The sequence below is a fragment of the Thioclava indica genome, assembly GCF_000714545.1.
GTDB lineage: Bacteria > Pseudomonadota > Alphaproteobacteria > Rhodobacterales > Rhodobacteraceae > Thioclava > Thioclava indica.
The window spans coordinates 147,883-170,854 of record NZ_AUNB01000040.1 but is presented as its reverse complement, the minus strand read 5'-3'; the positions used below and the strand labels follow the sequence as shown (position 1 = coordinate 170,854).

Sequence of the window (22,972 nt, the reverse complement as noted above, 5' to 3'; positions counted from 1 at the left end):
GCCTCACGCCGCGCGGGTCAGCATCCCAAACAGATCGCGCGTGTCATCGGGATCGGCCAGTAGATCCAGCGGTTGATAGAAATTGCTGCCCGCGATCTGGTCATGGATGTAGCGCAGGGCGCTGAAATCTTCGATTGCGAAGCCCACGGAATCAAACAGCGTGATCTGTTTGGCATCGCGCCGACCCTCGGCCTCGCCGCGCATCACCTGCCACAGCTCGGTCACGGGGTGATCGGCGTCAAGTTGCTGGATTTCGCCCTCGATGCGGGTTTGCTCGGGGTATTCCACGAAAATATCCGCGCGGGTCAGGATGTCGCGATGCAGTTCCGTCTTGCCGGGACAGTCGCCGCCAATTGCGTTAATATGCACGCCGCTGCCGACCATATTATCGCTTAGGATCGTCGCGCATTGCTTGTCGGCGGTGCAGGTGGTGATGACCTGCGCGCCCTCCACCGCCTGCGCGCCAGACGTGCAGGGCGTCACATCAAAGCCCTGTGCGCTGAGGTTGCGCATGGCTTTCGCGGTGGCCGCAGGGTCGATGTCATACAGGCGCAAGCGGTTGATGCCGCAGATCGCGCGAAAGGCCAGCGCCTGAAATTCGCATTGCGCGCCATTGCCGATCATCGCCATCACTTGCGCACCTTTCGGGGCAAGGTATTTCCCCACCAAAGCCGAGGTCGCCGCCGTGCGCAGCGCCGTCAGCACCGTCATTTCCGACAGTAGCAACGGATAGCCGGTCGCGACCGAGGACAGCACGCCAAAGGCCGTCACCGTCTGATGCCCGGTGCGCCCGTTCTTGGGGTGACCGTTGACATATTTGAAGCCGTAATTTTCAGCGTCCGCCGTGGGCATCAACTCGATCACGCCCTCTTGCGAGTGGCTCGCGACGCGCGGGGTTTTGTCAAATTCCGGCCAGCGGCGGAAATCTTGCTCGATATAGGCGGCAAGGTCGCGCATCACGGTTTCAACGCCGTTGGCGTTCACCAGCCGCATCATATTAGCGACAGAGACGAAGGGGACAAAGGCCAGCGCCGAGGGGGTAGGGGATTGCGAGGTCATCAATAGCTCCGGGTCATGCGGTCAAGAACGCGCCGGCCAAACAGGCTGGCGGTGAGGTCGCGGATCAGTTTCGCGGTGCGCCCGCGCTCATCGAGAAACGGGTTCAACTCGACCAGATCAAGCGAGGTCACGAGGGCGCTGTCGCACAGCTCCTCCATGATCAGATGCGCCTCGCGGAATGTCATGCCACCCGGCACGGTGGTACCCACGGCGGGCGCGATTGCGGGGTCAAGGAAATCCACGTCAAAGCTGACATGCAGCAACCCGTTGGCCGCCCGCACCCGCTTGAGGAACGCGCGCAACGGCGCTAGCACGCCAGTCTCATCCAGCGCGCGCATGTCATGCACCTCGATGCCCGTCGCGGTGATGCGGTCACGCTCTGCCGGATCAACCGAGCGGATGCCCATCATGCAGATATTGGCCGGATCGACGGCATGTTTCAGCGGCGGATAGGCATCAAACCCCGGCTGAGCGGTGAAATAGGAGACCGGAGTACCGTGCAGATTGCCGCTGGTCGTGGTGTCGAGCGTGTGCAGATCTGGATGGGCATCCAGCCAGAGCACGAACAACGGGCGGTTCAGGCTGGCCGCATGGGCCGCGATGCCGCTGACCGTGCCCGCCGCCATCGCGTGATCGCCACCCATGAAGACGGGCAGATCAAAGTCGCGCGCGGCGTCTTGGGCGGCTCGGGCAAGGATCGTGATCCAGGCGTGGGTCTCGGCCAGATCGTGGATCGCGGGGTTGGCATGGGGCAGCGGCGTTTGCGGGCCAATCGCCAGATCGCCCAGATCACTGACCTCCCACTCCAGTTCAGCCAGCACACGCGCCAATCCCGCCGTGCGCAAAGCCGCTGGCCCCATAACGCATCCCGGTTGCGATGCCCCCGTTTGGATAGGCGCGCCCAATAGCGAGCAGGTCTTTTTCATAACGATCTCCCTTGTTGCGCATCAGGATGGGGGAAATCTCTTGCTATTTCGATTGGCAATTTGCGCGAAACGAAGCTAAGATTGATCGAATAGAGTAGTCATTAGTGCGAAATGATCAGTGGCAGACACCCCTAGCACCATCGACCGCGCAATCATCGCCGCCTTGCGCCACGATTCCCGGATGTCGGTGACCGAGTTGGCGCATAAGGCCGGGATCTCGCGCACCACCGCGCGGGTGCGGTTACAATCGCTGATGGAGAGCGGGCGGATACGCCGTTTCACCATCGAAACCGATATCGACGTCGAGGGGCAGGTGCGCGCCATCACGTTGGTGCAGCTGCAAGGGCGCATGTCGCGCACCGTGATCCGTGCGCTGCACCGCATCGCGGATGTTTCGACGGTTTACGCCACCAATGGCAACTGGGATCTGGTGGCCGAAATTCACACCGACTCCTTGGCGAGTTTTGACCGTGCACTGCGTGAAATCCGCGAAATTCCCGGTGTGCAAAATAGCGAAAGCTGCCTATTATTGGCCCCGGTCGTCAGCTAGGCATGCGCAAGTGATCGCAATGGCGCGCGCCAACGTATCCTTTCCCGACACGCAAGGAGATCGCGATGAAACGTATACTGGCCCTCACGCTGGCAATGATGGTGCCGGGTCTGGCAGCGGCGCAACCTTTCGGGAACTGGAAAGAGCAGCGGTTTTCGCTGTTTTCCGGCAATGACTGGGCGCAAACTGCGGATGGCGTTCAGGTCGTGTCCGACGGTGCTGTGTCGCTGATCTGGACGCCGTTGGCACCCGCACAGGGCAAGGCGCGCAAGGCGTCATGGGGCTGGTCGGTGGCGCAAAGCGTGCCCGCAACCGACCTGACGCAAAAGGGCGGCGATGATCGCAACCTGTCGCTTTATTTCGTGTTTATGCCCGAAGACGTGGCCGCGCAAAATCGCAATGCCTCGATCCGCAAGCTGCTCAGCGTCAAGGAGGCACGGGTGTTGATGTATGTCTGGGGTGGCGAGCACGCGCGCGGCGCTGTGCTGCCCTCGCCCTACTTGGGAGCGCGCGGCAAGACGCTGATCATGCGCAAAGCGAGCACCGGAGCGCACAGCGAAAACGTCGATCTGGCGGGCGATTTTGCCAAGGCGTTTGGCGGGGTGAAAACCACGCTCGTCGGGCTGGCCGTTTCGGCTGATAGCGACGACACAGACAGCACGCTTAAGGCGTCTCTGGCGGGGTTGCGGCTGCAATGACGGCCAACTCTGCGGCATGTTCAACCAGCGCCGCCTGACCTTTCGGAGATAGCGCGTAAAGTCCGCGCTCGGGGTGGTCGAACCAGCCGTAATGATCGGCGCGCATCAAGGTAGCGGCGCGTGTGACGCCTGTTGCGCGGGCAAGCGTGGCGGGTTTTGCCGCGCCATTTGCGCCCAAGTAAGCCGCACAGCGCAGCGCGTCTTGGCGATAGGCGGTCATGCGTTTGGTGCGCGTTGTGCCCGCGACATTCGGGTCACCCACGCGGCGTTCGAATTCGCGCAGCAGACGGGTAGCAGCTTTGCGGTTCTTGCGCGGTGTGTGATCGCCGGGGTCAAGATGCGCCTCGACCTTGGCGCGGTTCACATCGACCGCCAGCAACCCCAGCCCGAGCCGCCGACATAGCCGCGCGATGTCTTTGTAGCGCAGCTTCCAGCCGCGTTCGGAGGACACCGGAACCGCAAGGTAAACCAGATCGCTATGGGTCTGGCGCTCGATCCCCTGAAAGATCAGCGCCAGCGAGAACGTGGTTTTCAGCTCGACCACAAGGGGTGGCTCATTGCCACGGCGCGCCATCACATCGCAAGCACCGATCTCGGCTTTAACCTCGTAACCCTGACCTTCAAGATAGGTCTTGATCGGCGGGTATAGATCGGCCTCGCGCATGTCCGCTCCGGTTGGTTGCGTCCTAGCCATAGCGCAAAGATGCGCGCTGATCTATCCGCGCAGGGCGGTGGCGCGTGCCAGCCCGTCGACCACGGCAGTGAACGCATCGGCGCGGTCCTGCGTGGCATCGGGAAACAGCGCCTGCGCCTCTTGTGAGATCATCCCCATCAAGCTGGAGCCGCCCACAAGGATCACGGCGTCGATCTGGCCCGCGTCAAACTGCGCAAGGGTCAGCGTTTCTACCATCGCCGCGCGCAGATCGGGGCGAAACCCCTGAAGCGCGTCATTCAGCGAACCCGGCGTGATCGGCGCGTTCAATCGGGGTTCAATGAAGCCCATCGCGATTTCGCTTGCGGTCGCGCCATTGGCCGCGATCTTGCCGCGCTCGACCGCAAAAGCCAGCGTGTGGCCCAAATGATCCTCAATCACCTTTTCCAGACGGCGCATTTTGCGCGGATCGCTGGCGTGTTTGACCATATCCTCGACCGCGCGTTCGGTGTCGCGGGTGTAGAGAAACGGGATCTTGGCCCAAGTGGACAGGTCAACATAAATCGCGTTTGGAACGGGAAGCAGCCCGTTGCCAAGCGTGCGCTTGAGCGTGCCGCCATGACCAAGATGCGCCATCACATGCGCCATCGACACGGCCTGATCGAAATCGGTGCCGCCAAGGCGAATGCCGTGGCTCGCAAGCACCTCGATGCGGGGGCCGTGGCTGCGAAATACCGTGAAATCCGAGGTGCCGCCGCCGATATCAACGATCAGCCCGATCTCGCCCGCCGCGCCGCGGCTTTGATAGGCCAGCGCGGCTGCCTCGGGTTCGAACAGAAAATCGACGGCCTCGAATCCGGCCGCCAGATAACAGGCGCGCAGATCGTCCTCGGCACGCGCATCGCGCTCGGGATCGTTTGAGTGGAAATGCACCGGGCGACCTGACAGCGCGTGGGGGAGCGGCTGGCCGATTTGCGCCTCGGCGCGCGCCTTGATCTGGGCCAGAAACGCCGTGATGATTGAGGCCAGCGTGCGCCGCTTGCCCCCGATCAAGCGCGATTCATGCAGCAAGGGCAGGCCCAGAACGCTTTTGAGCGCGCGCATGTAGCGCCCCTCATCGCCTGCCATCAGCGCCTCTGCCGCTGCCGTGCCGATCAGCATCTCGGCCTCGTCTGCGGGGAAAAACACGGCTGTCGGTAAGGTCAGCGCGTCGTGTTCAATCGGCAGATGGCGCACAGAGCCGTTTTCAAGGATCGCGGCAGCCGAATTGGAGGTGCCAAAGTCGATAGCAAGTTTCGGGGCGGTCATGTGCGGCGGCCTCATCAAAAAGCGGAACCTGCGCGGCTATCCAATTTTGCCCAGAGCTGCAAGGGCCAAGCCCGTTGCCAATGGGCGCGCGCGGATTTTACTTGCTACTAACTGACCGGTCAGTTTGTAATTGCCGCATGAACACCAAATCACCCACCGAACCGAAATTTCGCAGACGCGCCGAGGCGCGCCCTGATGAGGTGCTAGATGCCGCGCTTAGCCTGTTCACCGAAAAGGGCTATGCGCGTACCACCGTCGATCAGGTGGCCAAGCGCGCCGGATTCTCCAAGGGCACGGTCTATCTGTATTTCGCCTCTAAAGAGGCCATCCTCGAAGGGCTTGTGCAGCGCACGGTCGAGCCGATCGCAGAGGCCGCTTTCGAGACAATGACCGATTATCGCGGCGACCCGCGCCCTGTTCTGGCGCAATTCCTGCGGGCAATGGCGCAGGCTTTGGCGGACTCAAAGACGCGTGCGGTGGTGATGATCATTCTGCAAGAGGCCCCCGCCGCGCCCAATATTTCCGCGCTGTTTCGCAAGGCGGTTCTGGGTCGCGCGCTGCCTGCAGTGACCGCACTGTTGGCGCAAGGCGTGGCGGGTGGGCATATCCGCGCGATTGACCCGGAATTGACGGCGCGCAGCGTGCTTGGCCCGGTGATCGGGCATCTTTTGCTGTCCGAAATTTTCCGCATTCGCCCCGAGGGTGGTTTGCAGATGGATCGGCTGGTCGAGAACCATCTGACCCTTTTATTCGCGGGGCTTGAACCCGATACGGGAGGCGCGCCATGAGTGCATTCGTCGATTGGGTGGCCGCCATTGCGGCGGCTGTGATCCCCGGTTGGGGGGGCGACGGGGCGCCCCATTACAATGGCTATGCCGAGGGCGATTACGTTTATGCCGCCCCCGCTGCGGCAGGTCGGATCGCACAGATTGCTGTGACCGAGGGCGGGCAGGTCAAAAAGGGTGATCTGCTGTTTCGCCTTGAGGATACGCAACAAGTCGCGGCCCTGAACGCGGCCAAGGCGAATGCGGCGGTGGCACAGGCTAATCTGGATAACCTTTCAACCGGTAGCCGCGCACCCGAGATCGACGTTGTGCGCGCCACACTGGATCAGGCGCGTGCGGATCAGACGCTTGCGGCCTCGACCTTAGCGCGCTCAAAACAGCTGCGCGCCAGCGGGGCGGTGTCGCAGGCCAAGGTCGATGTCGATCAGGCCAGCTATGACAGCGCGAGCGCCCATGTCGCTCAGCTTGAAGCGCAGCTGAAGGTGGCCGAACTGCCCGCGCGCGATGCCCAACGCATTGCCGCCGAGGCCAGCCATACCGCAGCACTTGCGCAAGAGGCAGGGGCAAAATCCGCGCTCAAGGATCGCACGGTTGACGCCCCTGCGGGTGGGTTGGTGGACAAGGTTTATTACGATCTGGGTGAGGTGGCGGGTGCCGGCGCGCCGGTGGTGGCGATCTTGCCGCCAGATGCGCTCAAGGCGTTGTTCTTTGTCCCCGAACCGGATCGTGCGCAGATCAAGCTGGGCGAGGTGTTCGACGTCAGTTGCACCGGTTGCGCCAGCGGCATCACCGCCAAGGTCACGCGCATGGCCTCTAGCCCGCAATACACGCCACCGATCATCTACAGCCGTGAGGAAAGCGCGCGCCTTGTGTTTCGCGTCGAGGCGCGGGTGCTTAACCCGCAGGGCCTGCTGCCCGGCCAACCCGTCACTCTGAGTGCAAAGCCATGAGTGACGCGCCCGCCATTTCTGTCTCGGGCCTGACCAAGCGGTTTTCAGGCCGCACCGTGGTCGATCACTTTGACATGGATGTGCCCAAGGGCGCGATCTACGGGTTTCTGGGGCCGAACGGGTCGGGCAAAACCACGACGATCCGCATGATGTGCGGGCTGCTCACGCCCGACGATGGGACCGGGAACTGCCTTGGATATGACATCCTGACCCAGCAAGAGCAGATCAAGGCCAATGTCGGCTATATGACGCAGAAGTTTTCGCTTTATGAGGATCTGACGATCCGCGAGAACCTTGATTTCATTGCGCAGATGTTTGGCGTGACGGGGCGCAAGAAACGGGTTCAGGCGGCGCTTGAGGATCTGGGGCTGGCGGATCGCGCGGCGCAACTGGCGGGCAACCTGTCGGGCGGGTGGAAGCAACGCCTCGCGCTAGCAGCTTGCATGATCCATGACCCGGCGCTGCTGCTGCTGGATGAGCCGACGGCGGGCGTGGACCCCAAGGCGCGGCGCGATTTCTGGGATGAGATCCGCAAGCTCTCGGCGCAGGGCGTGACGGTGCTGGTCTCGACCCATTACATGGATGAGGCGGTGCAATGCGATTTCATCGCCTATATCGCCTATGGCAAAAAGCTGATTTCGGGGGTGGCGCAGGAGATCCCGAAAATGATCGGGCTGCACACTTACCGCGTCACGGGTCCCGATATTGCCGCGCTTGAGGCGGCGTTGAAATCCGAACCTGCCGTGGTGCAGGTCGCGCGGTTCGGCGCGGTGTTGCATGTGTCGGGCACGGATGAGGACGCGCTCAAGGCGCTGGCCGATCGCTATCGTGCCAAGGGCCCCCATCACTGGGAACACAAGCCCGCAGAGCTGGAAGAAGCATTCATCTATCTTATGACGGGCGCCGCAGATAACTTTCGCGGAGATCCGAAATGAGCGCAGGTTTCTCCTTCTTTCGCTTCTCTTGGCGGCGATTTCTTGCGGTGCTGGGTAAGGAATTTATCCAGATGCGGCGCGATCAGATCACCTTTGTGATGATGATCGGGGTCCCGATCATGCAGCTTTTGATCTTTGGCTACGCGATCAATTCAGATCCACGCCATCTGCCGACCTTGGTTGAAATGGCCGATGATGGCCCGGTCAGTCGCGCGGTGCTGATGGGGATGAAAACCTCTAGCTATTTCGACTTCGAAGGCGTCGTGACAAGCCCGGCGCAGGGCGAGGCGGCTTTGCGCGATGGCCGCGCGAATTTCGTCGTCTTGATCCCGCCCGATTTCGAGCGCGATGTGATGCGCGGGCTGTCGCCACAGATTTTGCTGTCGGCGGATGCGTCAGACCCGACGGCTGTTGGCGGCGCGGCCAGCGCGATTTCGGGGATCGTGGACACCGCGATGAGCGAAACCTTGACCGGCCCGCTCGCATTTGCGGCCCAAAGCAAGGCGCCGTTTTCGGTGGCTGTGCATCGCGCTTATAACCCCGAAGGCTCGACCTCTATCAATATCGTGCCGGGGTTGCTGGGGGTTATCCTGTCGATGACGATGGTGATGATCACCGCCGTGGCCATCGTGCGCGAGACCGAGCGCGGCACGATGGAGACGCTGATCGCCACGCCGGTGCGCCCGTTTGAGGTGATGCTGGGCAAAATCGCGCCCTATGTGCTGGTGGGCTATGTGCAGACGGGCGTGTTCCTGCTGGCGGCGCGCCTTTTGTTCGATGTGCCTTTCACGGGGTCGGCGCTGGCCTTTTTCCTAGGCTTCAACCTGTTCATCGTGACCAATCTGGCGCTGGGATTCCTGATCTCGACGGTAGCGCGCAGCCAGATGCAGGCGATGCAATTGTCGTTCTTCACGCTACTGCCCTCAATCCTGCTGTCGGGGTTCATGTTTCCCTTCGCGGCAATGCCGTCATGGGCGCAGGCCATCGGAAGCGCGATCCCGACGACCCATTTCCTGCGCCTCGTGCGCAAGGTGATGCTGAAAGGTGCGGGCGTTGGCGATATCACGGGCAACATGCTGGGGATCGCCGTGATTATGGCCGTGATCGTGATTGTCGCGCTGCGCCGCTATCACCAAACGCTGGACTGAGCGACGCAAAAGCCGCTGCATTCGGGCACCTTTTGCCTGCGTCGTGCTTGGGCAGGTGTCTCGGCGCAAACGTATTTTCTTGTGCCAAGCGCGTGAATCGCATTGAACTACGCGCGAATTTCGTCACGCTGGGGGCAGTCCTGCAATTTAATGCGGGCGTTGACTTAAACGGGAGGAGACGATGTTTCACAACATCAAGCTCGGCGCGCTGGTCGCCGGGGTCATGGCGCTGTCGGCTCCGGTCGCCAAGGCCGAGACATTCATCAACATTCTGACGGGGGGCACCTCGGGGGTGTACTATCCGCTTGGCGTGGCGCTGTCGGAAATCTACGGTCAGGCGATGCCCGACACCCGCGTGCAGGTGCAATCGACCAAAGCCTCGGTCGAGAACCTGAACCTGCTGCAACAGGGTCGTGGTGAGTTGGCTTTCGCGCTGGGGGATTCAGTCAAAGACGCGTGGGAAGGCAATGCCGATGCGGGCTTCAAGGCACCGCTCAGCAAGCTGCGCGCGATTGCGGCGATCTATCCCAACTTCATCCAGATCGCGGCTTTGAAGGACGCGAATGCGACCACGATCACCGATCTGAAAGGCAAAAGCATCTCGGTCGGCGCGGCGAAATCAGGCACCGAGCTGAACGCGCGCAAGATTTTCGGTGCGGCTGGCATGAGCTATGACGATCTGGGCAAGGTTGAGTATCTGCCGTTCTCGGAATCCGTCGAGCTGATGAAAAATCGCCAACTTGATGCGACCTTCCAATCCTCGGGACTGGGCAACGCTGCGCTTAAGGATCTGTCGACGACGCAGGACGTGACCTTTGTGTCGATTCCGGCTGAGATCGCCGACAAGCTGGGTGCGCCTTACAAGCCGGGCGTCATTCCAGCGGGCACATATCCAAGGCAGGATGCCGATGTGCCCACCGTGGCGATCACCAATATCCTCGTGACGCGCGAAGGCGTTTCGGACGAAGAAGCCTATCAGATGACCAAGCTGTTGTTTGAAAATCTCGATACGCTCAAGGCGGCCCACGCGGCCGCGGGCGGTATTTCGCTTGAGGCCGCGGTGCAAGGACTGCCGATCCCGCTGCATCCGGGTGCCGAGAAGTACTACCGCGAAAAAGGCCTGATCAAATAAGGTCAGAGCCGGAATAAACAGGGGCGGCGCGCGATGACGGGTCGCCCCTGATCCATGAGGGAGGGGATGCATGGGCGAGACGACACATACCGCAGAGGCCGAACTGGTGCAGCACGATCCGCTGGCGGGCGGTTTCCCGGCCAGCTTTGAGGGGCGGGTGCTGTTCTGGCTGGCTGTGGCCTTTTCAGTTTGGCAGATCGCCTTTGCTGCGCATATTGTCACGCCCTCCAGCCAGATCGCGCGCGCGGTGCATGTCGGATTTCTCCTGGCGCTGGGCTTTCCGTTGCTGTCGATTGCCAAGGGCTATGGGTCTTTAGGCAAGTCGATTGCCTATGTGCTGGCTGCCTGTGGCGTCGCTGTCGCGGCCTATCAATGGATCGAATACACGCCGCTTTTGCTGCGCGCAGGCGATCCGACCAACGTTGATCTAATCTTTGGCGTGACGCTGATCATCACCGTGTTTACCGCGGCGTGGCTGCTGATGGGGCCTGCGCTGCCGATCATATCCGGCTCGTTTCTGGCCTATGCGATGTTTGGTCAGTATCTGCCCTCGCCGTTCAACCACCGCGGCTACGCGTTCGAGCAGGTGATCGAGCAGATGAGCTATGGCACCGAGGGCATTTACGGCATCCCGACCTATGTCTCGGCGACCTATATTTTCCTGTTCATCCTGTTCGGCTCGTTCCTTGAAAAGGCCGGAATGATCAAGCTGTTCACCGATGTTTCGCTGGGGCTGGTGGGCGACCGGATGGGCGGCGCGGCGAAGGTGTCGGTGCTGTCGTCTGGCCTGATGGGCACGATTTCGGGCTCGGGTGTGGCCAATGTCGTCACCACGGGGCAATTCACGATTCCGCTGATGAAAAGCTTTGGTTACCGGTCCGCTTTTGCTGGCGGGGTCGAGGCCACGGCCTCGATGGGCGGCCAGATCATGCCGCCGGTGATGGGGGCGGTGGCCTTTATCATGGCCGAGACCTTGGGCGTCGATTATGTCGAGGTGGTCAAGGCCGCGCTGATCCCCGCGATCCTGTATTTTCTGGGCGCGTTCTGGATGGTGCATCTTGAGGCGGGCAAACGCGATCTGCGCGGCTTGGCGAAATCCGAATTGCCCTCGCCGCGCAAGGCATTGAAGGAAGGTTGGTATCTGCTGCTGCCGCTGGGCGTGCTCGTTTACCTGCTGTTTTCCGGCTACACGCCACTGTTTGCGGGCACCGTGGGGCTGTCGCTGACCGGTTTGTTGATCCTCGGCGGCTCGGTCGCGCTGGGCCTGCCCAATCAGGTGTTGCGGGTGATCTTCTGGATCATCATCGCACTCGTCGCAGGCGCGTTTTTCGAGGTCGGCATCTGGGCCGTTCTGGGTGCCGTCGCCGTGCTGATCGCGATCAACGCGTTTATCAAGGGCGGTCCTGCGACGCTGGCTTTGTGTCGTGACAGCCTTGCCGATGGCGCGCGCACGGCGCTGCCGGTTGGGATTGCCTGCGCGTTGGTAGGCACGATCATCGGGGTGATGACGCTGACCGGGGCGGCCACGACGTTCGGGCAGTTCATCGTGGGGGTTGGCCAATCCTCGCTATTCCTGTCGCTGGTGCTGACGATGATCACCTGTATCGTGCTGGGCATGGGCATCCCGACGATCCCGAATTACATCATCACCTCATCCATCGCGGGGCCTGCGCTGCTGGATCTCGGCGTGCCGCTGATCGTGAGCCACATGTTTGTGTTCTATTTCGGCATTCTGGCCGATCTGACCCCGCCAGTGGCGCTGGCCTGTTTTGCCGCCGCGCCGATTGCCAAGGAAAGCGGCCTCAAGATCAGCTTTGAGGCGATCAAGGTCGCCGCTGCTGGCTTCGTCGTGCCCTTCATGGCCGTCTATACGCCCGCGTTGATGCTGCAGGATGGCGGGCCGTTGGCCGGGGCAATCGGCTATTGGCCTGCGGTGGCCTACGTTATTCTCAAGGCGGTGATTGCGATTGCGCTTTGGGGCGTGGCGGTGATCGGCTGGCTGGGTCGTCCGCTGGCCCTGTGGGAGCGCGGGCTGGCAATGGTCGCCGCGTTTACGTTGATCGCTGCGCTGCCGCTGACTGATGAAATCGGCTTTGCGCTTGTCGCTGCCTTCGCCGCGCTGCTGTGGATGCGCAAGGGCGCGGCCCCCGCATGAGCGCGTGTTTGATGGTCGGGGCGGCAATGATTGCGCTGGCACCCTCCGGCCAGTTCAGTCTGGAATGGACCCATTCGGTCGAACACGAGGGCTGGCGCGAGCATTGGCAGCTGACCGATCACCACACGCTGCGGCTGGTCGGGGCGGCCGTCAAAGGCTCGGGCGCGGGGATGGAGCCGGGGCCGGGCGGGCATTTTGAAGACGGGTGGTGGGTCTGGCCCACCACCGGCCCCGAGGTGCCCGATCTCGAACTCGCGGCGTCGGGGGCCACGGTATCGGGCTGGACGCTGTGCTCGGTTGGCTGCACGGTGATCGGCGCGCAGCGCGAGGCGCCCATCCGCATCGCGCCCTGTGAGTGAGCGTTGTCATTACTATCTGCAGTGATGCCGGAAGACCCATTAAAAAAAGGCCAACGAGTAGCAATCGCGGGCGGAGGCAGCACCTCATCAAGAGTTTTGCAGGAAAGCGCAAAACAGGCCTTTCAGGCGGGATATGAGGGATCGTACATTCGCGCGCTTCGCCCTGCTTGGAACAAGGAGCGCATCGTGGGCCACAAGCGGCCTCTGAAACCCAAGCATGTTCAGGCGATCAGGGGTCGGCTTGAACTGGCCGAGAACCACGTGTGGATTTCAACATCAACCTGCGTTTCCAGCCCTCGGGCTGGTTCACACGCGGGTCTCTGAGGCGCTGGCCCATGACGGCTCTCCCGAACTGCGCGATATCTGGTATGATCGCGACGGCGACAAGCCGTATTTTCACTTGCAAAGCAGTGTCTTCCAGACCGCCGAGTTTCTGGTGATCGCCAATTTCTACTACCAGATCAAGACCAAGCGCGGCGGTGATGGCACATGGCTCGCGCCCAAGAATATACACAAGATCATCCATTGGGCGGGCAGCTTCAAGATGCTGCTGGGGCAGGGGCAGGCGGACTGCCCGCTGCTCCGGATTTTACGCGTCGCGCATATCGCTTCCGTGATCGCGCGCAAGCATCCGCGCCTCGATTGCGCTTAACCGTTCAAGCGCCATGGTTTCACAGCCGGTTTCACGCAGCGCGCGCGACCAGACGCGCCCGACCGACGCCGCCGACCAAGGCAGCACCGCCCGCGTCACCCAAGCCCGTGCAGGCGCGGGTAGTCTGTCATGGGCCGCCATCGGGTTTTCGCGGCGGCGGCGGCGCAGCCCTGTGACCAGGTTCCGGCTCATGCCGCTTGCCCCCAGCGCGGGAACGGGTCGCTCAACCCCTTCCAGAGGTCGGGCGCAAAGCGGGTTTCGGGCACAAGACAACGGGTCAGCATCGCCTCGATCCGCGATCGGTTCATCTCTCCTAACATGCCGATGAAGACCATCTCTTGCCGACGGTCGCCAAATTCCCGCGCGACACGATCCGCCATGCGGGCGCGCGCCTCTGCGGGCCAATGGGCCTCGGGCACCGCGGCCCACCACAGGCCCAGCCCCCGCACCTCAAGCACCGGTCCAGCAACCGAAAATTCGCCCGCCCAGTCGGGCCGGGTGGCCAGCCAGAAATGCCCCTTGGCGCGAATGACGCCTGGCAGAGGCGTGTCGAAAAACTCCGCCAGCTTCACCGGATCGAAGGGGCGTTCGGCGCGAAACACGAAAGAGGTGATGCCGTATTCCGCATCTTCTGGCGTGTGATCGGCAAAGCCGTAAAGCTCTTGCACCCAAGTCGGGTGGCGATGCGCGCTCTCGAAGGAAAACCGGCCAGTGCCAAGGATGTCACCTGCATCGACCGCGCCGAAATCAGCCTCGATGATTTTTGCATCGGCGTTGAGGGCGCGAATGATCGCACGGGCCGTTTCCCGCTCGGGCTCGGTGGCGGCGGAGATCTTGTTGAGCACAACCACATCGGCAAATTCGATCTGCTCGGTCAAAAGCTGCACCAGCGAGCGTTCGTCTTCCGGCCCCAACCCAACGCCGCGGTCGGCGAGAAAGTCTTGCGCGCTGAAATCGCGCGTCAGATTGGCGGCATCCACAACAGTCACCATCGTGTCGAGACGCGCGATATCATCCAGCGCGGCTCCCTGATCATCGCGAAACTCAAAGCTTGCAGCGACGGGAAGCGGTTCGGAGACGCCGGTGGATTCGATCAGCAGATAGTCAAAACGCCCCTCTTCGGCGAGGCGGCGCACCTCGATCAGAAGATCTTCGCGAAGGGTGCAGCAGATGCAGCCATTGGTCATCTCGACGAGCTTTTCTTCGCCTCGCGTCAGACTGCCACCCGCGCGGATCAGATCAGCGTCGATATTCACCTCGGACATATCATTGACGATCACGGCAACGCGCAAACCGGAACGATTGGCGAGGATATGATTGAGCAGCGTGGTTTTTCCGGCCCCAAGAAAGCCAGAGAGCACGGTGACGGGAAGACGGCTGGGCATGATATCTCCTGTTACTTTGTAACATGTGTTATAAAGTAACAAAATGTGGATGCAAGCCCCCCGAAACCCTTGCCGAGATGACATGAGAAGACTTTACACGAACGTCCTCCCATCAAGCGCTGAACCGTTTGAGGTCGGAGTTGCCACTACGCCTGTCTGGATGGGGAAGGGGCGGATACGCGAGCACACCTGCTTCGATAAACGCGATCAAGGCCCGGATGATCGCGCGCGGCAAAATGGGCGATATGCGCGAGATATAGCGTTTCGGGCGCAGCGGTGTCCCTTCGCTGCGTCCTATGCCCAGCGGTTAGTCACGTTGGGTTTGGGTCCGTTGGGGCGGGCTTTGACCGCTATCCTCGCTGACCCTAGCGCTGTGCCACAAATTCAAAGGAATAGCGCGCGTGGCCCTGCGGTGGGGGCGCGAAGGGCGCGGCGCGGCGGATGTGATCGCGCGCGGCTGCGTCAAGCGTGGCCGATCCCGAGCTGCGCACCACCCTCACGCTCGCCAAGGCCCCGTTGCGCCGGATTTCAAAACCCACGACTGCAGAGCCGCGCCCCACGCCTCGGGCTTTGCGTGTCGCGCGAATTTTTCGAATAACCTCGGCGGCGTATTTCTGCGGGCTGACTCGACGGGCGGGTTGCGCGACTTGTTTGTTTTTCTGCCCTTGGGACTTCGCACTCACACCGGTTTTTGCGCCTTGCTCCGTCCCGCGCTTGGCATTTCGTTTTGCGCCTGAAGTGGCCGTCACACGTTGTGTGGGCTTCGGCTTTTCCATGCGCGCGGCGGTTTTTTGCGGGCGCGGCTGCGGGCGGGCGCTCGTCGAGGGGGCCGCGTCTTGCACCGGCTCTACGGTCGTCGCAACCGGCAGCCCCGTGCTTGTCTGAAGCGCGCGCGGGGCGGGAAGTTCGGGCGTGACCGGGCGCGCCGTATCTTGCGCAGGACGCACCGGCTTGATCGTGTCGGCACCCACGGGCTGTGCCACGCCTTGGGCGAGATCGGCAAAATCATTGCCCAAAAGCGCGACGCTTTGCGCCTCTTCGCCGCCGCTTGGCGCGCTGGGGGGCGCAATCGCCGCCCCGCCAAACACCATGGCATGTGCCGCGAGCGAGATCCCGAGCGCCATGAGGGCCGCGGTTTTTGCCGCTGCGGATGTCATTGTTTTTCCCCGCGCTCGGCAACGAGGCGCAACTCCTTGGCGCCTGCCGCAGTTAAATCGCGCGCAAGAGCCACCAGCGCCTCGGCAGGGGCCGCGCGGTCGGGCATGATGCGCGCGCGCCCTTGCGCGGCTGGCGGAAGAGCCGCGACGAAGCTTGCCGCATCGCGCGCGCCGTTGGGCCAGATTGCATGTCCCTCGCGATTTAGCACGACGATGTCTTGGGCCGGGGCCGGCGTGCCCTCGGGCAGCGCGATCAGGCGCAAATCCTGGGGCGGTCGTTGCGCAATGGTTCCGGCGACAACGAAAAAAGCAAGCAGCAGAAACACCACGTTGATCAGCATGATCGTGGGTTCGCCGCGGCGGCGGATCAAGCGGCGCATGGCATCATCCTAGGACTTGAGCCTGAAGGCCCGGGACGGATTTCAGACGGATCAGCAAGTCCGCGAGACGCTGGCTGTCAACCTGCGCCCCCAGACTGACAAGCACATGCGGTGCCTTGCGCTCTTGCAGCTGCGAGACAAGGCTCTCGAACGTAAGCGCGGTGCCGTTCAGGCTAAGACTGTCGGGGCCAAGACGCACGAAAACCAGTTTCGATTGGGCAACGCTGCCTTGGCCGGAGGCCCCTGCGCTAAAGGGCAATTCCGTTGTGCGTGTGAAGGTTGAGGCCAGCATGAAAAACATCAAAAGCAGAAAGATCACATCGATCAGCGAGGTCATCGACAGGGGGCGGCGGCGGATCGGGCGACGCATGGCTCACGCCCCGACGGGCTGGGCCGTGAGGGGCGCACGGGAGGGAACTTGCGGCAAAGGCGGGCCGCAAAGCGCCTCGACCATCTGCGCTGCGGCCTGGGTTTCGCGCGCGATACGTCCTTCGGCCCATGACAGAAAAAGCGAGACCGGCATCGCGATGCCAAGACCAAGCGCGGTCGTCAAAAGCGCTACCCAGATCCCCCCCGCAAGCTGCGAGGGATCGACAGTCGCACCCGCCGATTGCAGCGTTTGAAACGCCTCGATCATGCCTAGAACCGTGCCAAACAAACCCAAAAGCGGCGCGGTTTGCGCGATCGCATCGAGCAGCCGCAGACCGTTTTCCGAGCGTGCGGCATGGGTCTCGATCTCGACCTGTAGACGCGGCCGCAGAGCGTCAGACGGGCCGGCATTGATCGCGCGTTCGGCAAGGGCGGGCAAAGGCCCACGCAGGGATCGGATCTGCGCAAGGGCGGGTCCACGCTGTCCCGTTTGCCACAGATCCAGCGCGTCACCCAGCGCGGGATGCGCGCCGATGCGCAAAGATGCAAGATGCCAGAGCTTCCACAGCACGCCCGCCCCCGCGATCACCGAGACGCAAAGCAACAGCCCCACGACCCAACCGCCAAGGGCGACAAATTCCGAAACTTTTTGCTGAATTTCCAGAAGTGCTGTCATCCCGTGAACTCCAATCCTTTGACGTTTGAACGGGTTTGCAAGCGCGCAATGCAATCGCCTGCATCCACGCCATCACAGCTTTGCGCGCCATTGATAAGAACCTTACCCAGATCGGCACAATCGACGCCGCCCAGATCGAACTGGCGCACCCGTTGCTTGCTTGCGGGGAGATCTTGGAAATCAAGCAATAGCAGCCGCTCGATTGCGCCTGTCTTGGTAAAGATCACTGCCTCAAGCACGAGCGAGGTCAGATCAGCGCCCAGCTCGTTTTGTCCCAGAAAACTGAGACGACAGGCATCGCCCGTGGTCTCTGCCCCGGCGAGCGTGATGCTCAGCCGGGGCGTCTCTTGCGCGGAGAGGGAAATCGGGAGCACCGCGCAGAGAATGCCGATAAGACCTGCTTTTACCATTTTCCCACCTTTACCATGTGCCCACCTTTACCAAGTGATCGCCTTGGCCACGGCCAGCTTCACATTGCGACCGGGCGCATTATCGAGCGAGAGGTTGTTGCGATATTCACGATCAAAAACGTTCTCGACCGTCAGGTTTACCTCAAGCCCGGAAAGCTGCACGGGCTGCCAGCTGACGAAAATATCATGCGTGGCATAGCCGCTGGCTGTCGTTGAGGTCGAGGAGGTTTCAACCCCGCTGAACCCTTGCACTGTCCAGCCCGCGCGCACCCCTTGATCCGGGAATTTCGCCCCGAGCGTCAGGGCGATATTTTGGGCCGGCGTATCCGCCAGAGTCAGCCCCGTCGCCTTGTCTTTGGATTTCACCTTGGAATAGGCAAGCTGTGCGAACCAGCGCTCGGAGTCATAGGCGGCCTCCAACTCGCCGCCCCAGATTTTCGCCGCGTCGATATTGCGGAAATAGGGCACGTTGGCAGAGCCCGACGCATTGGCCGAAATCAGGTCGGTGAGATCATTGTGAAACAGCGTGGCCTTGGCCGTCAGGCTGTCACCCTCAAGGAAAACGCCCTGCGTCTGATAGGTCAGGCCAAGTTCAACGGTCGTGGCCTTTTCCTTGCCCAGATCGAGACTGGGAATACGCCCCGCCGCGCCGATCCCGTCTGTGGAATACAGCTCGTCCAGCGTCGGCATCCTCTCGGTGCGTGCAAGCGAGCCGAACACTCCCCAAGTATCGTTGAACTGATAGAGCGCGGCAATTTTGGGCGAAACCGCCGTGCCATCCTGATCGGCGCCCCCTTGCGCAGCGGCAGCTGTGTCAGGCGAGAGCCACGAGCGGTCGATGCGCAGCCCCGGCGTGATCGTGAGCTTGTCGTTCCAGACAAATTCGCCCTGAACATACAGGCCCATCTTGTCTTCGGTGCCGCCGGGGTGGAACGCAGGTTCACCGACCGAGGAATCGGCGTAGCGATCTTGATGCGAAAGCTGGGTGCCGAGAGTGACAAAGTTCTTCCACGCCCCGCCGCTAAGCTCGAAGGTGTTTTCAACCTTGAGCGCGGTGGTTTTATAGCTGGCCGTATTGGGGCACAGCACCTGCATCCGCCCCGCCGAACACAGGAACCCCAATGAGAAATTGTCGCGCTCGGTCGAGGTTTTGGAATAGCTGAGCTGCGCCTCAAGATCGAGCCAGGGATTGCCGACGCCCTCATGGGCATAGGTCAGGCTGACCGTGTCATCGGTCGCGTCCAGATCAGACGTGCCAAAGGCCGAGGCCTGCGCGCCGCCGGTCTGTGCCACGGCGGCATTTTTCAGATCGCTATTGGTGCGCGAGGCCGAGAAGGTCAGGCGCTGGTCACGGTTTTCACCGAAATAATAATTGCCTTTGAGCAGCGCCGACCAACGCTCTCCGGCGGTTGCCGGAATTGTCGCGCCCGCGCCGTCTTCCATATCGTCCGAGGAGCCGGTCGAGTAGCTAAACAGCACATCGCCATCCTCACCCAGCTTTTGCGCATAAGTCAGCGTTCCCATCCGACCGTTGCCATTGCTGTCATAAGCCCCTTTGAGTTTGACCGCGCCGGTCTGGCCCTCGGGGATGAAGTCGGTCGCGTCCTTGGTGGTGAAATTCACCACGCCGCCAATCGCACCCGATCCATAAAGCGTTGACGAGGCCGGTCCGCGCAGCACCTCGACGCGCTTATAGAGTTCGGGATCGCCAAAGAACGAGCCGGTGCGATATTGCTCGAAGAACTTCACCGCGCCATCGACGGTGACGATGATCCGGTTCTGGCTGCCGGTTTGTTCCGCATTGCCGATCCCGCGAATGTTGAACGCCTGTCCCAGCATCCGCGCCGAGGCCCCCGCCGATTGCACGCCCGGCACGCCGGTGAACAGTTCGGCCAAGTTGCGGGGCTGTTTTTCGCCAAGGTCCTGCTGATCGATAACGCTGACCGCTTGGGGCGTGTCGATGGCGACCTTCGCCGTGCCCCAGCCGAAAACGAGACGGCCCAGCATCGTGTAACCATCATCTGCGACCGCTGTGTCCTGAGCAGCGCCAAGCGTGGGCAGCGCCGCCAGAAGGGCCGTTGCCGTCACAGATGCGGTTAAATGCCTGCGAGAGGCGGAAAGCTTGCGTGTCATAATGTCCCCTAGTTTTTCTGCATGGGGCTGGCACGAAGCTGGCAGGGCAGATTCAGTCTTGATCTCTCCGGTCGAGGCAATTAAATATCCCGACGCAAATAGTCAAGTATATCTTGAGACTTGATTTCGCTATATAACCCGCGCCCAGCCAGAGGTTCGCCCTCGTGCCAGATCCGCGCCGCCCCTGATAGGACGAAAGGATCGACATGGCTGCTGATGGCATCCCTCCCGACTCGCTGACCCCCGCGCGAATCCGTGAATTGCGCGCTGATGATACCAATCTGCGCGCCCGCGATTTCGCCGCCCAGCACGGCCTAGTAGAGGCAGAATTGCTGGCCGCCCAGATCGGTCATGGCGCAACAGCGATCAAGGCGCATCCCGATGATCTGATGCCGCTGGTCTGCGATCTGGGCGATGTGATGGCTTTGACGCGCAACGAAAGCTGCGTGATCGAGCGGCGTGGCACCTATGAGGAATATCACGGCGGGGCACATGCCCAGATGGTGCTGGGCGCGGAAATCGACATGCGGATGTTTGCACGGCACTGGGTGCACGGCTTTGCGCTGGAAGAGGGCGAAAAACGCTCGATCCAGGTGTTTGACGCGGCGGGCGATGCGATTCACAAGGTGCATCTGAAACCCGAAAGCGATGTTGCGGCCTTTGACCGGCTGGTCGCGGCGCTGCGCCTGCCCGAACAAAACGCCACGCTTGACCTTGCGCCGCGCGCGCTTGTCGAGGCGGCAAAAAGCGACCCCGCCAAGGTCGAAACTCTGCGCAGCGAGTGGTTGAAGCTGACCGATACGCACCAGTTCTTGCGCCTTGTGAGCAAACTCAAAATGAACCGCCTTGGCGCCTATCGCATCGTCGGTGAGCCCTTTGCCACCCGTCTGTCGAAGGATGCGGTGGCGGCGCTGCTCAACCGCTGCGCGCAGGATGCGATCCCGCTGATGATTTTCGTCGGCAATGCGGGCTGCATCGAAATCCACGGCGGCAAAATCGAGACGGTGAAGCCGATGGGGCCGTGGCTCAACGTGCTTGATCCGCGGTTTAACCTGCATCTGCGCGCCGATCATCTGGCCGAGATCTGGCTGGTGGACAAGCCGACCAAAAACGGTCCCGCGCTGAGCCTTGAGGCTTTTGACAAAAACGGCGCGCTGATCACGCAGATCTTCGCCTCGCGCAAGGATGGCGGGGTCGAGGACTTCAACGCGGCGATCAAAGCGCTGCCACGTCTGGAGGAGATGGCATGAAAACCCTGACCCTGATCGCGGCTTTGCTGACGGCGTCCCCCGCCTTGGCCGAACCTTCGCGCGTGATCTCCCTTGGAGGCGCGGTGAGCGAAATTGTCGTCGCGCTGGACGCTGAATCCCTGTTGGTCGCCCGTGATACGACCTCGCAATATCCCGAAAGCCTCACCAAGCTTCCCGATGTCGGATATGTGCGCGCGCTCTCGCCCGAGGGGGTGCTAGCGCTTGATCCCGATCTGGTTCTGGCCGAAGCCACCGCCGGTCCGCCCGAAGCGGTCGATCTGCTCAAGGCGAGCGGGATTGATTATGTCGCGCTGCCCGAAGATCCTTCGCCAAACGGCGTGCTGGAAAAAATCGCTGTGGTGGGCAAGGCGTTGGGGCGTGAGACGGCGGCGCAGGCGTTGTCGCAAAAATTCAGCGCGCAAATGGCCGCGGTCGAGGCGCAAGCCAGCCGCGTCGCTACGCCCAAACGGGTGCTGTTCGTGCTGGCGCTACAAGGTGGGCGCGTGATGACGGGGGGCGAGGGATCGTCGGCCGAGGCGATCATCAAACTTGCGGGCGGCATTAACGCAGGCACCGGATTTAGCGGCTACAAACAGATCACCGACGAGGCGGTTCTGGCCGCTGCGCCCGATGTGATCTTGATGATGGACCGCGAGGGCGAGCTTTCGATCACCAAGACCGATGTGCAGACCCATCCCGCGCTCAGCCAGACCCCTGCGGCCCAAAACGAGGCGATCATCGCGATGGACGGGATGCTGTTGTTGGGGTTTGGACCCCGCACCCCGCTGGCAGCGCAGACCTTGCATGACGCGCTATATCCCCAAACCGAGGGTTAAGGAACATGGCCTTTTCCGCCATTGAAACCCGCGCCCCGATGCGCCCTGTGATCTCGCGGCTCCGGCTTGGGTTGATCGCGTTGCTCGTGCTGTCGGCGCTGCTGTCGATTGGCACGGGGGCAGCGGGAGTCTCGGTGCTTGGAGTGCTGGGCGACTGGCTGTCGGGTGAGGCCATCGCGACGCGGGACCGGGTCGTCTTGATGAATATCCGGCTGCCTCGTCTGGCGATGGGGGTGATGGTGGGGGCTGGTCTGGCCGTAGCGGGGGCGGTCATGCAGGGGCTGTTTCGCAACCCGCTGGCAGATCCCGGTATCATCGGTGTCGGCTCGGGGGCGGGGCTGGGAGCGGTTTCGGCGATTGTGCTGGGCGGTTTGTTACCCGGCGCGTTGGCCGCGCTTTTTGGACAGCATCTGGTGCCGGTCGCGGCGTTTTTCGGCGCTTGGGCGGCGACGTTGCTGCTCTATCGGGTATCCAGTCGCAACGGGCGCACCTCGATTGCGACCCTGCTGCTGGCGGGAATTGCGTTGGCGGCGATGGCGGGGGCGTTAACGGGAATCCTGACCTATGTCGCGGATGATCGCCAGCTGCGTGACCTGACCTTTTGGGGCATGGGCTCGTTGGCAGGGGCAAGTTGGTCCAAGCTGGCGGTCGGGGGCGCGCTGATCGTGCCGGTGCTGATCCTTGCGCCGCGACTGGCGCGCGGGCTGGATGCGCTAGCCTTGGGCGAGGCGGCGGCGGCGCATATGGGTCATGACATCGAGCGGCTCAAACGCTTTGCGGTGCTTGCCGTGGCGGCGCTGTCGGGGGCCTCGGTCGCACTGGCGGGCGGGATCGGCTTTGTTGGCATCGTCGTGCCCCATCTGCTGCGCATTTCTGCGGGACCGGGGCATCGCCGCCTTTTGGTGGATGCGGCCCTGCTTGGCGCGGCGCTGTTGACCCTTGCCGATCTGATCGCGCGCCAGATCGTGGCCCCTGCGGAACTGCCAATCGGGATTGTGACGGCGGTGCTGGGTGCGCCGGTCTTCCTGTGGATCTTGATCCGCCGCCAAGGGTTCGGGGGGATCTGA

General features: G+C 62.2%; 25 protein-coding genes. 13 read left to right on the top strand and 12 right to left on the bottom strand.

Going from position 1 to position 22,972, the window contains the following annotated elements; translation table 11 throughout:
* Positions 1–3: 3 nt before the first annotated feature.
* The gene (locus DT23_RS12855; RefSeq protein ID WP_038131774.1) at positions 4–1,059 is read right to left on the bottom strand and encodes an ornithine cyclodeaminase; all 1,056 of its coding nucleotides are present in this window, start codon (positions 1,057–1,059) and stop codon (positions 4–6) included.
* Positions 1,059–1,985: an arginase gene (rocF, locus tag DT23_RS12850; protein ID WP_038131772.1), complete on the bottom strand. Its 927-nt coding sequence runs from the start codon at positions 1,983–1,985 to the stop codon at positions 1,059–1,061. The genes DT23_RS12855 and rocF overlap by 1 nt, the downstream gene beginning before the upstream one ends.
* A 118-nt stretch (positions 1,986–2,103) precedes the next feature.
* On the opposite strand from rocF, the gene DT23_RS12845 reads away from it, so the two are divergent.
* Positions 2,104–2,535, top strand: a complete 432-nt coding sequence (locus tag DT23_RS12845) for an Lrp/AsnC family transcriptional regulator (protein WP_038131771.1) — start codon at positions 2,104–2,106, stop codon at positions 2,533–2,535.
* Positions 2,536–2,600: 65 nt separating this feature from the next.
* Positions 2,601–3,233, top strand: a complete 633-nt coding sequence (locus DT23_RS12840) for a DUF3047 domain-containing protein (protein WP_038131770.1) — start codon at positions 2,601–2,603, stop codon at positions 3,231–3,233.
* Here the strand turns inward: DT23_RS12840 and DT23_RS12835 are convergent.
* Together DT23_RS12835 and DT23_RS12830 are read right to left on the bottom strand one after the other, a co-directional pair.
* Positions 3,199–3,897, bottom strand: coding sequence for a DUF2161 domain-containing phosphodiesterase (locus tag DT23_RS12835; RefSeq protein WP_063139693.1), 699 nt, complete (start codon positions 3,895–3,897; stop codon positions 3,199–3,201). The genes DT23_RS12840 and DT23_RS12835 overlap by 35 nt on opposite strands.
* 51 nt (positions 3,898–3,948) lie before the next feature.
* The gene (locus DT23_RS12830; protein ID WP_038131766.1) at positions 3,949–5,193 is read right to left on the bottom strand and encodes an Hsp70 family protein; all 1,245 of its coding nucleotides are present in this window, start codon (positions 5,191–5,193) and stop codon (positions 3,949–3,951) included.
* A 137-nt stretch (positions 5,194–5,330) separates the two neighbouring features.
* Between DT23_RS12830 and DT23_RS12825 the strand changes: the two genes are divergently transcribed.
* The 8 genes from DT23_RS12825 to DT23_RS19735 all read left to right on the top strand — a co-directional run bounded on the left by DT23_RS12825 (position 5,331) and on the right by DT23_RS19735 (position 13,309).
* Positions 5,331–5,981 carry a TetR/AcrR family transcriptional regulator gene (locus tag DT23_RS12825; RefSeq protein ID WP_038131764.1) on the top strand — a complete coding sequence of 217 codons (651 nt, stop codon included), beginning with the start codon at positions 5,331–5,333 and terminating at the stop codon, positions 5,979–5,981.
* Positions 5,978–6,928, top strand: coding sequence for an HlyD family secretion protein (locus tag DT23_RS12820; RefSeq protein WP_038131763.1), 951 nt, complete (start codon positions 5,978–5,980; stop codon positions 6,926–6,928). Before DT23_RS12825 ends, DT23_RS12820 begins: the two co-directional genes overlap by 4 nt.
* Entirely contained in the window at positions 6,925–7,863 is a 939-nt protein-coding gene (locus DT23_RS12815) for an ABC transporter ATP-binding protein (RefSeq protein ID WP_038131762.1), read from the top strand. Before DT23_RS12820 ends, DT23_RS12815 begins: the two co-directional genes overlap by 4 nt.
* Entirely contained in the window at positions 7,860–9,011 is a 1,152-nt protein-coding gene (locus DT23_RS12810) for an ABC transporter permease (RefSeq protein WP_038131759.1), read from the top strand. The genes DT23_RS12815 and DT23_RS12810 overlap by 4 nt, the downstream gene beginning before the upstream one ends.
* A 181-nt stretch (positions 9,012–9,192) precedes the next feature.
* Positions 9,193–10,143, top strand: a complete 951-nt coding sequence (locus DT23_RS12805) for a TAXI family TRAP transporter solute-binding subunit (RefSeq protein WP_038131758.1) — start codon at positions 9,193–9,195, stop codon at positions 10,141–10,143.
* A 70-nt stretch (positions 10,144–10,213) separates the two neighbouring features.
* The gene (locus tag DT23_RS12800) at positions 10,214–12,298 is read left to right on the top strand and encodes a TRAP transporter permease (protein WP_038131756.1); all 2,085 of its coding nucleotides are present in this window, start codon (positions 10,214–10,216) and stop codon (positions 12,296–12,298) included.
* Entirely contained in the window at positions 12,295–12,657 is a 363-nt protein-coding gene (locus tag DT23_RS12795; RefSeq protein WP_038131755.1) for a DUF1850 domain-containing protein, read from the top strand. Before DT23_RS12800 ends, DT23_RS12795 begins: the two co-directional genes overlap by 4 nt.
* A 241-nt stretch (positions 12,658–12,898) precedes the next feature.
* On the top strand, positions 12,899–13,309 hold the full coding sequence (locus tag DT23_RS19735; RefSeq protein WP_162177244.1) for a hypothetical protein: 411 nt from the start codon (positions 12,899–12,901) through the stop codon (positions 13,307–13,309).
* On the opposite strand, the gene DT23_RS12785 is transcribed toward DT23_RS19735, so the two are convergent.
* From DT23_RS12785 to DT23_RS12750, 8 genes are all read right to left on the bottom strand, one after another.
* Complete coding sequence (locus tag DT23_RS12785) at positions 13,247–13,501, bottom strand: DUF6525 family protein (protein ID WP_038131753.1); 255 nt, start codon at positions 13,499–13,501, stop codon at positions 13,247–13,249. The two genes, DT23_RS19735 and DT23_RS12785, sit on opposite strands and share 63 nt — an antisense overlap.
* Complete coding sequence (locus DT23_RS12780) at positions 13,498–14,697, bottom strand: GTP-binding protein (protein WP_156023945.1); 1,200 nt, start codon at positions 14,695–14,697, stop codon at positions 13,498–13,500. Before DT23_RS12780 ends, DT23_RS12785 begins: the two co-directional genes overlap by 4 nt.
* Before the next feature lie 362 nt (positions 14,698–15,059).
* Positions 15,060–15,851: a TonB family protein gene (locus tag DT23_RS18650; RefSeq protein ID WP_051697275.1), complete on the bottom strand. Its 792-nt coding sequence runs from the start codon at positions 15,849–15,851 to the stop codon at positions 15,060–15,062.
* Positions 15,848–16,231, bottom strand: a complete 384-nt coding sequence (locus DT23_RS12770; protein ID WP_038131750.1) for an ExbD/TolR family protein — start codon at positions 16,229–16,231, stop codon at positions 15,848–15,850. The genes DT23_RS18650 and DT23_RS12770 overlap by 4 nt, the downstream gene beginning before the upstream one ends.
* A gap of 4 nt (positions 16,232–16,235) precedes the next feature.
* A complete protein-coding gene (locus tag DT23_RS12765) occupies positions 16,236–16,601 on the bottom strand; it encodes an ExbD/TolR family protein (protein WP_240473613.1) in 366 nt (121 codons plus the stop codon).
* 3 nt (positions 16,602–16,604) lie between these two features.
* Positions 16,605–17,276, bottom strand: a complete 672-nt coding sequence (locus DT23_RS12760; protein ID WP_051697274.1) for a MotA/TolQ/ExbB proton channel family protein — start codon at positions 17,274–17,276, stop codon at positions 16,605–16,607.
* Positions 17,273–17,686: a hypothetical protein gene (locus tag DT23_RS12755; protein ID WP_038131748.1), complete on the bottom strand. Its 414-nt coding sequence runs from the start codon at positions 17,684–17,686 to the stop codon at positions 17,273–17,275. Before DT23_RS12755 ends, DT23_RS12760 begins: the two co-directional genes overlap by 4 nt.
* Positions 17,687–17,713: 27 nt before the next feature.
* Complete coding sequence (locus DT23_RS12750; RefSeq protein ID WP_038131745.1) at positions 17,714–19,819, bottom strand: TonB-dependent receptor domain-containing protein; 2,106 nt, start codon at positions 19,817–19,819, stop codon at positions 17,714–17,716.
* Positions 19,820–20,025: 206 nt separating this feature from the next.
* On the opposite strand from DT23_RS12750, the gene DT23_RS12745 reads away from it, so the two are divergent.
* Genes DT23_RS12745 through DT23_RS12735 form a run of 3 tightly spaced genes read left to right on the top strand, consistent with a single transcriptional unit; the run spans position 20,026 to position 22,972 of the window.
* Positions 20,026–21,069 carry a hemin-degrading factor gene (locus DT23_RS12745; protein ID WP_038131743.1) on the top strand — a complete coding sequence of 348 codons (1,044 nt, stop codon included), beginning with the start codon at positions 20,026–20,028 and terminating at the stop codon, positions 21,067–21,069.
* Positions 21,066–21,905 carry a heme/hemin ABC transporter substrate-binding protein gene (locus tag DT23_RS12740; protein WP_038131742.1) on the top strand — a complete coding sequence of 280 codons (840 nt, stop codon included), beginning with the start codon at positions 21,066–21,068 and terminating at the stop codon, positions 21,903–21,905. Before DT23_RS12745 ends, DT23_RS12740 begins: the two co-directional genes overlap by 4 nt.
* A gap of 5 nt (positions 21,906–21,910) precedes the next feature.
* The gene (locus tag DT23_RS12735; RefSeq protein ID WP_038131741.1) at positions 21,911–22,972 is read left to right on the top strand and encodes a FecCD family ABC transporter permease; all 1,062 of its coding nucleotides are present in this window, start codon (positions 21,911–21,913) and stop codon (positions 22,970–22,972) included.

What these genes read in the sequence shown, in the direction of transcription:
- DT23_RS12825 (WP_038131764.1), top strand. Translation starts at nt 5,331, where the DNA reads ATGAACACCAAATCACCCACCGAACCGAAATTTCGCAGACGCGCCGAG.
- DT23_RS18650 (WP_051697275.1), bottom strand. Translation starts at nt 15,851, where the DNA reads ATGACATCCGCAGCGGCAAAAACCGCGGCCCTCATGGCGCTCGGGATC.
- DT23_RS12855 (WP_038131774.1), bottom strand. Translation starts at nt 1,059, where the DNA reads ATGACCTCGCAATCCCCTACCCCCTCGGCGCTGGCCTTTGTCCCCTTC.
- DT23_RS12800 (WP_038131756.1), top strand. Translation starts at nt 10,214, where the DNA reads ATGGGCGAGACGACACATACCGCAGAGGCCGAACTGGTGCAGCACGAT.
- DT23_RS12750 (WP_038131745.1), bottom strand. Translation starts at nt 19,819, where the DNA reads ATGACACGCAAGCTTTCCGCCTCTCGCAGGCATTTAACCGCATCTGTG.
- DT23_RS12815 (WP_038131762.1), top strand. Translation starts at nt 6,925, where the DNA reads ATGAGTGACGCGCCCGCCATTTCTGTCTCGGGCCTGACCAAGCGGTTT.
- DT23_RS12840 (WP_038131770.1), top strand. Translation starts at nt 2,601, where the DNA reads ATGAAACGTATACTGGCCCTCACGCTGGCAATGATGGTGCCGGGTCTG.
- DT23_RS12745 (WP_038131743.1), top strand. Translation starts at nt 20,026, where the DNA reads ATGGCTGCTGATGGCATCCCTCCCGACTCGCTGACCCCCGCGCGAATC.
- DT23_RS12820 (WP_038131763.1), top strand. Translation starts at nt 5,978, where the DNA reads ATGAGTGCATTCGTCGATTGGGTGGCCGCCATTGCGGCGGCTGTGATC.
- DT23_RS12770 (WP_038131750.1), bottom strand. Translation starts at nt 16,231, where the DNA reads ATGCGCCGCTTGATCCGCCGCCGCGGCGAACCCACGATCATGCTGATC.
- DT23_RS12735 (WP_038131741.1), top strand. Translation starts at nt 21,911, where the DNA reads ATGGCCTTTTCCGCCATTGAAACCCGCGCCCCGATGCGCCCTGTGATC.
- DT23_RS12740 (WP_038131742.1), top strand. Translation starts at nt 21,066, where the DNA reads ATGAAAACCCTGACCCTGATCGCGGCTTTGCTGACGGCGTCCCCCGCC.
- DT23_RS12765 (WP_240473613.1), bottom strand. Translation starts at nt 16,601, where the DNA reads ATGCGTCGCCCGATCCGCCGCCGCCCCCTGTCGATGACCTCGCTGATC.
- DT23_RS12805 (WP_038131758.1), top strand. Translation starts at nt 9,193, where the DNA reads ATGTTTCACAACATCAAGCTCGGCGCGCTGGTCGCCGGGGTCATGGCG.
- DT23_RS12760 (WP_051697274.1), bottom strand. Translation starts at nt 17,276, where the DNA reads ATGACAGCACTTCTGGAAATTCAGCAAAAAGTTTCGGAATTTGTCGCC.
- DT23_RS12755 (WP_038131748.1), bottom strand. Translation starts at nt 17,686, where the DNA reads ATGGTAAAAGCAGGTCTTATCGGCATTCTCTGCGCGGTGCTCCCGATT.
- DT23_RS12785 (WP_038131753.1), bottom strand. Translation starts at nt 13,501, where the DNA reads ATGAGCCGGAACCTGGTCACAGGGCTGCGCCGCCGCCGCCGCGAAAAC.
- DT23_RS12810 (WP_038131759.1), top strand. Translation starts at nt 7,860, where the DNA reads ATGAGCGCAGGTTTCTCCTTCTTTCGCTTCTCTTGGCGGCGATTTCTT.
- rocF (WP_038131772.1), bottom strand. Translation starts at nt 1,985, where the DNA reads ATGAAAAAGACCTGCTCGCTATTGGGCGCGCCTATCCAAACGGGGGCA.
- DT23_RS12835 (WP_063139693.1), bottom strand. Translation starts at nt 3,897, where the DNA reads ATGCGCGAGGCCGATCTATACCCGCCGATCAAGACCTATCTTGAAGGT.
- DT23_RS12795 (WP_038131755.1), top strand. Translation starts at nt 12,295, where the DNA reads ATGAGCGCGTGTTTGATGGTCGGGGCGGCAATGATTGCGCTGGCACCC.
- DT23_RS12830 (WP_038131766.1), bottom strand. Translation starts at nt 5,193, where the DNA reads ATGACCGCCCCGAAACTTGCTATCGACTTTGGCACCTCCAATTCGGCT.